Here is a 1,021-nt window from a genome sequence, read left to right as displayed (position 1 = left end):
ATATCCGCAGCTTCGGTGACTGGCTTAGCCCCGTTACATCTTCCGCGCAGGACGACTCGATCAGTGAGCTATTACGCTTTCTTTAAATGATGGCTGCTTCTAAGCCAACATCCTGACTGTTTTAGCCTTCCCACTTCGTTTTCCACTTAGCCAATCTTTGGGACCTTAGCTGGCGGTCTGGGTTGTTTCCCTCTTGACGCCGGACGTTAGCACCCGACGTCTGTCTCCCAAGCTCGCACTCATCGGTATTCGGAGTTTGCAATGGTTTGGTAATTCGCAATGAACCCCTAGCCATAACAGTGCTCTACCCCCGATGGTGATACTTGAGGCACTACCTAAATAGTTTTCGGAGAGAACCAGCTATTTCCAAGTTTGTTTAGCCTTTCACCCCTACCCACAGCTCATCCCCTAATTTTTCAACATTAGTGGGTTCGGACCTCCAGGGCGTGTTACCGCACCTTCATCCTGGCCATGAGTAGATCACTTGGTTTCGGGTCTACACCCAGCGACTGTCGCCCTATTCGGACTCGATTTCTCTACGGCTTCCCTATACGGTTAACCTTGCCACTGAATGTAAGTCGCTGACCCATTATACAAAAGGTACGCAGTCACGGAACAAGTCCGCTCCTACTGTTTGTATGCACACGGTTTCAGGATCTATTTCACTCCCCTTCCGGGGTTCTTTTCGCCTTTCCCTCACGGTACTGGTTCACTATCGGTCGATTACGAGTATTTAGCCTTGGAGGATGGTCCCCCCATATTCAGACAGGATTTCTCGTGTCCCGCCCTACTTGTCGCACGCTTAGTTCCACACATCGAATTTCGTATAAGGGGCTATCACCCTCTATGGCACCAATTTCCAGTGGTTTCTACTATCCGTCATGCTAAAACGTGCAGGCTCATCCCATTTCGCTCGCCACTACTTTGGGAATCTCGGTTGATTTATTTTCCTGCAGCTACTTAGATGTTTCAGTTCGCCGCGTTCGCTTTGCATACCTATGTATTCAGTATGCAATGACCT

Annotated in this window: 1 rRNA gene; it reads right to left on the bottom strand. The window is 49.4% G+C overall.

Going from position 1 to position 1,021, the window contains the following annotated elements:
• Positions 1 to 1,021: ribosomal RNA gene (locus F1609_RS33895) — 23S ribosomal RNA — on the bottom strand; the annotation flags it as partial.

Origin of the sequence: Massilia aquatica (genome assembly GCF_011682045.1) — a bacterium.
In the GTDB taxonomy this organism is placed as follows: Bacteria; Pseudomonadota; Gammaproteobacteria; order Burkholderiales; family Burkholderiaceae_D; genus Telluria_A; species Telluria_A aquatica.
Note: the sequence above shows the minus strand (reverse complement) of the source record. Positions and strands in the feature narration are given on the sequence as shown.